The sequence below is a fragment of the Herpetosiphonaceae bacterium genome (assembly GCA_036374795.1).
Lineage (GTDB): Bacteria > Chloroflexota > Chloroflexia > Chloroflexales > Kallotenuaceae > LB3-1.
On sequence record DASUTC010000337.1, the window covers coordinates 1 to 7,009 of the forward strand.

Genomic DNA, 7,009 nt, shown 5'->3' on the forward strand with positions numbered 1-7,009 from the left:
CTTGACGTGGTAGATCGTGTTGGCGTTGTAGGCCAGTGACGTGAGCGCGGTGTAGCTCGCGCCGTTGCGCGCATCGAAGAAGCCCGCGCTGTTCATGCGCACGATCGCCGCCAGGCTGCTGTAGTCGGAAACCGTGGTCGAACTGTCGGCATAGCCGGTCACGCCGTCGATCGGCTTGGCGAGCGGCGTCACATCGTACTCGATCGTCAGCAACCCCGTGTTGCCCGTGCCCAGGCTGTGCGTCCCGCTCGCAAGCGACGCCTTCGAGTACCATTCAACCGTTGCCGCTGCAACACGATCAATTGACGACGTTGCAACAGAGCCAGAAAAGAGTCCGGTTCCCAAGAGAGAGGCTACCAGCAGGATCATCATCGGGAACAACCGTGCGTTGCGTCGTCGCTGTACTGGTTTCATGGCTTTCTCCCCGTGAATCAGAGGCTTACAAAGACCGGCCCTTAGCTCAACCCTGCGTCATGTTCGCTCCCCGCTCTTGCGTGCTTCAACTCCTTCCTGGCCTCATGACAAGGCATGTTGAGACTGACGACCAGCAGCGCGAGAAATGAGTGGTGCTGTTTGAACCGCTCGTAGCCGATTATAGCATTTTTTTACAAAATATTTATAAGTTGTTGGCATCCGGCGCTATCTCGACGTATCGCGTAGGCTTGATCAGTCAGAAGCTGGTAAAATACCGTGTATCGGGTTGCTAAACGGCGCGCTCGGATCGTGGGACATCTCCTGTCGATCCCCGCCGATGATACACCCCCTAAGAGGAACAACGATTGTCGAAACGCGCGCTACTGCTGCTGGTGCTGGTCGTGCTCTCCGCGTGTCGGGGCATAGAGCCGCAGCGCCGCGAGCAATCCAAGCTAGAAGCGAATCCTTTCCGCTCCGAGGCAACCGCCACCACGTCCCAGCCAACACCCATCTCCAACGATCACCTGCTTGCCCTGGCCGCCGATCAGCGCGTCTCCGGCGAGTACGAAGCGCAGGCCGCGACGCTCCAGCAGGTGCTGGCGCAGCAGCCGAGCGCCGAGCACGCGCGCCTGGCACAGTGGGGCATGGCCGAATCGTTACTGCTTCAGGGCCGCCCCGACGAGGCGACGCAGGCGCTGATCGTGTTTCTGGCCGATGGACAGACCGACGATCTTGCGGCCCGCGCGCTCCTGCTGCTGGCGCGGGCACACGAGCAGGCGGGGCGCTGGCAGGCCGCGATCGAGACGTACCAGCGCTACCGCGCGCTCAAAACTCCGCTTGAGCCATACGCCGCGCTGCGACAGGCCGCCCAGGAGCGCGCCGCAGGCCAGACCGCGCAGGCGATTGCAACCTACAGCTATGCTGCCCAGCAGCCGATCGCGCGTAGCCGCCGGGCCGAAGCGCTCGAAGCGCTGATCGCGCTGCATGGCGCGGCAGGCCAGACCGATCAGCAGCTTGCGCGCTATCGCGATCTGCTTGGCGTTGCCCAGAACGCCGACTACCGGCCAGCCGTGCTCTGGCGCGCGGCTCAGCTTGCGGGCACCACCGACGAAGCGCGCGCCTGGCTGCGCGAGATCGTCGCGAGCTATCCCCAGCGCGGCGAGGCGCTTGAGGCGCTGGCCGTGCTCCAATCCGATCCGGCGGGCGGTGTCGCGCCGCTTGATGCCGCGAACGTTAACTTTGCCCACGAGCGCTACGCCGCCGCCGTGCCGCTCTTCGACGCGGCGCTGGCCGGCCCGCTCAGCGACGCGGATCGGTTCGAGGCTCGCCGCAAGCGGGCGCTCAGCCTGCGCGCGCAGGCGCTCTACGACGAGGCGCTGAGCGAACTGGGGGCGCTGGCGCAGCAGCCGGAGAGCGCGGGCACCGCTCAGGCCGAGCTGGACTACGTTCAAACCGTGGGGTGGAGCGGCAACGTTGCCTGGGCGATCGACGGCTACCGCCGCTTGGCCGCGCGCTTCGCCAGCCACGAGCTTGCGCCTGAGGCGCTGTGGCGAGCGATCCAGTTACAGGAGGGCCAGGGCGACACGCCGGGCGCGATGGCTGCATCGCTCGAGCTCGGCAAAGCGTATCCGCAGAGCGTTCAGGCTCATGTCGCGCTGACCAAGGCCGGATTTTACTACTACCAGCATAACCAGCGCGATCAGGCGATTGCCGCGTGGCGCGCGCTGGCTGGCGGCGCGACCGGCACCGATAGCGCCGAAGGACATTTTTGGGCCGGGAACGCGCTCGTGCAGGCCGGGCAGGGCGCTGAGGCAGGCGCGCATCTGCAAGCGGCGATCGATACCGCTCCCCAATCGTTCTACGCCATGCGGTCGCGCGAGCTGCTGAACCAGCCGCTCGACGGTACAGCGCCGCTCGGCACCGGGCCAGGTGACGACGAGCGCAAAGCGGTGGCAGCCTGGATCGGTGGGTGGTTCAAATCCGACGCACAGAATGTCGCGGAGATCGTCGGCAGCGCGCCCGAGGTGGTCCGAGCGCATGAGCTGGTGCGAGTTGGGCTGCGCAACGAGTCGCGTGACGAGTGGTTCGCGGCCCAGGACGCCTGGAAGGACGATCCGCAGCGTTTGTGGCAGCTTGCGCTGCGCGTCCACGAGGCAGGAGATCCCTATGTCGCGCTCAAGATTGCGGAGCGAGTCGTCGCGCTGAGCCCCGACAAGCATATCACGTCCAAAACGCCGACCGGCCTGCTGCGGCTGATGTTTCCCACGCCCTACCTGCGGGTGGTCCAGCGCGAGGCACAGCAGTTTGGACTCGATCCGCGTCTGCTCTACGCGCTGATCCGCCAGGAAAGCTTGTTCAATCCCGATGCGACATCGTGGGTTGGTGCGCGCGGTCTGGCGCAGGTGATGCCCGGAACGGCAGAGGGCATCGCGCAGAACTTGCAGGTCGCGAACTTCTCGGTCGATCAGCTCTACCGCCCTGCTGTCTCGATTCGCTTTGGCGCGCACTACCTGAGCCATCAGCTACGCGCCTTCGATAACAATCCGCTCGCGGCTGCGTCGGCGTATAACGGAGGTCCGGGCAACGCGGCGCGCTGGCTGCAAAACACCACCGACCGCGATCTTTTCCCTGAGCTGATCGACTACCGCGAGACGCGCAATTATGTCAAGATCGTGTACGGCAACTGGGGCATGTACCGGCTACTGTACGGTCGCTGAGAGCCGACGCGCATCCGAACAAGGATCACGCACATGACATCGTGGATGGACGAGATCACAGACGCCAGCGAGGGCCTGCTCTTTCCCAGCGAAACCGATGCGCCGCTCCGCCTGTTTGTCTGGGACGCGCCCGCGCCGTTTTCGGTCGAAGCGCTGCGCGAGGCGCGAGGCTACGCCGAGCAGACGCCGATCGCCACGCTCGACATCGACCAGTTCTTCAGTCCCGCGACACGGTCGTACGACTGGCACGGGCCTGCGGAGCAGGAGCGGGTGCGGCGCTTTGGAGCGCTGGTCGAGACGCTCAAAGCTCATCTGCGCGACATCGCGGTCTGCCGGGTGGGCGCGAGCGGCACGATCGATGTCTTCGTTGTGGGGCGGACGGATGACGGCTCGATCGCCGGGGTGACGACGCAGGTGGTTGAAACCTAACGCGCTCGGCTCATACACAGACAGCGCCCGCTCGATCGACGAGTGGGCGCTGCTGATTCATGTCATGCTGTTTGTCACGCTACTGCGTATCGACGCGCGCCTCGATCACGCTCTGGATGCTGGACGAGACATTCGACAGGAAGTTATAGCCTGTCCAGTACTCGACCTGATCCACGCTGTAGCGATATTGCCGCCAGTCGTTGTAGCGAATGCCCTGCTTGTTGGGCATGCTCACGGCAATCACGCGCGTTGAAGTATTGACGCGCGCCAGATCGTTGCTACCCTCCGGCAACACGACGATCACCTTCCAGGTAAAGCCGGGAATGCGAATCTTGCCACCGGCGAGCGTGCCAAGCGATTCGTCGCCGCCGCTGATGATATACAGCTCGTTACCGGCGCGCACCAGATCGCGGCAGTAGTTCTCCAGCGCGTTCCACGGCCCCTGGTTGTTATCGGGTGCCTGCGGAATAATGTTGGTCATCAAAAACGTGGCCTGGTTGTCGGTCGTCGTGAGCGTGCGGTCGCCGGAGGGAGTCATATGGCCGCGATCATAGCCGCTGCCGGTGTAATCGCCGGGCTGTACGCGATACCACCCGCTGGGCAGCGAGTTGTCGGGCTGGAAGTCGCTGCGCGGTGCGCCGCCGAGATCTCCGGCATCCAGGTGCCAGCTTACCCAGTTTGGAATCCCGTTGTAGCGATGGTACGACAGCGCGTACTGCGGACGCTGGATCAGGTAGTTGGTTTCATTCGCGGTGCTGCTGGTAGCACCGCTGGGGTTGCCGAGCGTGAGGTTAACGGCGGGATCGGTGTGGGCGCGGGCGCTGGATGCGGCACCGGCGAGCATGAGCGCGGCGAGGGCGATTCCAATGATACGAGCGCGAACGTTGAGCATATGGAGCGCCTTTCTTGAGAGACGGCCCGATTGTGTGTGCGTGGTAATAGAACACTGCTATGTTAAACAGAGGCGGCAGATTTGTCAAAAGCAAGTTAATACGCTATTAAGCACGTGCGTACGGAGGCATGTCAGTACACGATTGAGTCAGGACCGCAACACTTCCACCATTCGCCCCGGCATATGCTCACTTGTGCGCAGCAGCGCATCTGTAGTACACTCGCGCTAGATTCAGGAGTGCAGCATGACCGACACCTTGTTGACCTCGCATCGCGATGGCGTCACGACCTTTACGATCAATCGCCCGCATGTCCGTAACGCCGTCGATGCGCCCACAATGATCGCGCTGCGGCAGGGCATCGAAGCGTGCGAGAGCGACGGCACGCGCGTGATCGTTATCACCGGAGCGCACGGCTCGTTCTCATCCGGCACCGACATCGCGGTAGCACTTCAGCCCGGCGTCACTCCCGAGGCAGCCCAGGAGATTCTGACCGGAGCATACGGGCCGACGCTGCTGGCAATCCGCAGCTCATCGTGGCCGGTGATCGCCGCCGTGGACGGCATGGCCGCCGGGCTGGGCTGCGACATTGCGCTCGCGTGCGACCTGCGGCTGGTTTCCGAGCGCGGCGCGTTCGCCGAGCTATTCATCCGTGTAGGACTGGTGCCCGACGGCGGCGGCACCTACACGCTGCCGCGTCTTGTGGGCGTAGGCCGCGCGCTCGAAATGATGTGGACGGGACGGACTGTGGAGGCCGACGAGGCGTTGCAGATCGGGCTTGCCAATGCGCGCTTCCCGACGGAGACATTCACGGACGAGGTGCAGCGGTATGCTGCCCGAATCGCCCAGCAAGCGCCGCTGGCGCTGACGCGCGGCAAGCGCGCGGTCCAGGCTGCGCTCGACGGAACGTACGCGGAGGCGCTCCAGCGCGAGGCGCAGTACCAGCGCGAGATCTTTGCCAGCGAGGATGGATGGGAAGGATTCCGCGCCTTTGCCGAGAAGCGCAGGCCGGTGTGGAAGGGGAAGTAACGAAGAACAAAGAACCGGGCGCCATGCGGATGCCAGGCGGGTGCCAGGCCCAGAGGGCACCCGGCGCACAAGGGGAGAACCAAGATCAAAGTTCAAGGAACACGAAACTTTGAACTTTGAACTTGAAACTTTGAACTCGGAACTCGCAACAAGGAGGCGAAGATGCTCAATCTAGCGATGATCATCGAGGATCACGCCCAGAAACGGCCCAGCCGCGAGGCGGTAGTCTTTCAGAATACGCGCCTGTCGTACGGCCAACTGAACGCAATGGCCTGCCAGATCGCCAACGGACTGACCGCGCGTGGAGTCGGGCCGGGCGACAAAGTTGCGCTGACGTGCCCCAACCTCCCCTTCTTTCCAGCCGTCTACTACGGCATCCTCAAAGCCGGTGCCGTAGTCGTGCCGCTCAACGTGCTGCTGAAGCCGCGCGAGATCGCCTACCATCTCCGCGATTCGGATGCCAAAGCCTACTTCTGCTTCGAGGGCGCCGCCGAGCTACCGCTGGGCCAGATGGGCTACGCGGGCTTTCAAGAGGTCGACTCGTGTGAGCATTTCTTCATCATGACGGCGAATCCCGCCGCGCCATCGCCGATCGAGGGCGCGCAAACGCTGGGCATGCTGATGTATAACCAGCCGCCGACCTTCGCGACAGCAGATCGAGCGCCGGAAGATACGGCGGTGATCCTGTACACCTCCGGCACCACGGGACAGCCCAAAGGCGCGGAGCTGACGCACAGCAACATGCTGCTCAACGCGATCGTCTCGCGCGACCTGCACGCCTTCGATCCCAACGTGGAGCGCAACACGATCTTGATCGCGCTGCCGCTCTTCCATTCCTTCGGCCAGACCTGCCAGATGAACGCAGGGCTGTACCACGGCGGAACGCTGGTGCTGGTGCCACGCTTCGACGCCGCCCAGGTGATCGAGGGCATGCTCAAGGAGCGGGTCAACTACTTCTCCGGCGTGCCCACGATGTTCTGGGCGCTGCTCAACTACGTCAAGCAAAACCAGATCGACACCGCGCCGATCGCCGAGCATCTCAAGCTGTGCTCGTCGGGCGGCTCCGCGCTGCCGGTCGAGGTGCTGCATGCGTTCGAGCAGACCTTCAACATCAAGATCCTCGAAGGCTACGGCCTCTCCGAGACATCGCCGGTCGCGACCTTCAACCAGCTTGGCCTTGAGCGCAAAGTCGGCTCGATCGGCCTGCCGGTCTTCGCCACCGAGGTGCGGATCGTCGACGATCAGGACCAGGATGTGCCGGTCAACGAGGCGGGCGAGATCATTATTCGCGGCCACAACATCATGAAGGGCTACTACAAAAAGCCCGATGCGACCGCCGAGTCCATGCGCGGCGGCTGGTTCCACACAGGCGACATCGCGCGGCGCGACGAGCAGGGCTACATCTTCATCATGGACCGCAAGAAAGACATGATCCTGCGCGGCGGCTTCAACGTCTATCCGCGCGAGATCGAGGAGCTGCTGCTGACGCACCCCGCGGTGGGGCAGTGCGCCGTCGTCGGCGTCCCCGAC

Annotated in this window: 6 protein-coding genes; 4 read left to right on the top strand and 2 right to left on the bottom strand. The window is 63.8% G+C overall.

Going from position 1 to position 7,009, the window contains the following annotated elements; translation table 11 throughout:
• On the bottom strand, window positions 1-372 hold a 372-nt coding region (locus tag VFZ66_25820), incomplete at its 3' end, for a hypothetical protein (protein ID HEX6292628.1).
• Between the two features lie 407 nt (window positions 373-779).
• Between VFZ66_25820 and VFZ66_25825 the strand changes: the two genes are divergently transcribed.
• Window positions 780-3,131: a transglycosylase SLT domain-containing protein gene (locus VFZ66_25825; GenBank protein HEX6292629.1), complete on the top strand. Its 2,352-nt coding sequence runs from the start codon at window positions 780-782 to the stop codon at window positions 3,129-3,131.
• Between the two features lie 33 nt (window positions 3,132-3,164).
• Entirely contained in the window at window positions 3,165-3,560 is a 396-nt protein-coding gene (locus tag VFZ66_25830; GenBank protein ID HEX6292630.1) for a nuclease A inhibitor family protein, read from the top strand.
• A gap of 79 nt (window positions 3,561-3,639) precedes the next feature.
• On the opposite strand, the gene VFZ66_25835 is transcribed toward VFZ66_25830, so the two are convergent.
• Window positions 3,640-4,452 (bottom strand): DNA/RNA non-specific endonuclease, encoded by an 813-nt coding sequence (locus VFZ66_25835; GenBank protein HEX6292631.1) that lies wholly within the window; start codon window positions 4,450-4,452, stop codon window positions 3,640-3,642.
• A 244-nt stretch (window positions 4,453-4,696) separates the two neighbouring features.
• On the opposite strand from VFZ66_25835, the gene VFZ66_25840 reads away from it, so the two are divergent.
• Window positions 4,697-5,479, top strand: coding sequence for an enoyl-CoA hydratase-related protein (locus VFZ66_25840; GenBank protein HEX6292632.1), 783 nt, complete (start codon window positions 4,697-4,699; stop codon window positions 5,477-5,479).
• Between the two features lie 162 nt (window positions 5,480-5,641).
• A partial coding sequence (locus VFZ66_25845; protein HEX6292633.1) for a long-chain fatty acid--CoA ligase occupies window positions 5,642-7,009 on the top strand: 1,368 nt, incomplete at its 3' end.

Coding starts and splice junctions, on each gene's coding strand:
- VFZ66_25830 (HEX6292630.1), top strand. CDS start 3,165: ATGACATCGTGGATGGACGAGATCACAGACGCCAGCGAGGGCCTGCTC.
- VFZ66_25835 (HEX6292631.1), bottom strand. CDS start 4,452: ATGCTCAACGTTCGCGCTCGTATCATTGGAATCGCCCTCGCCGCGCTC.
- VFZ66_25840 (HEX6292632.1), top strand. CDS start 4,697: ATGACCGACACCTTGTTGACCTCGCATCGCGATGGCGTCACGACCTTT.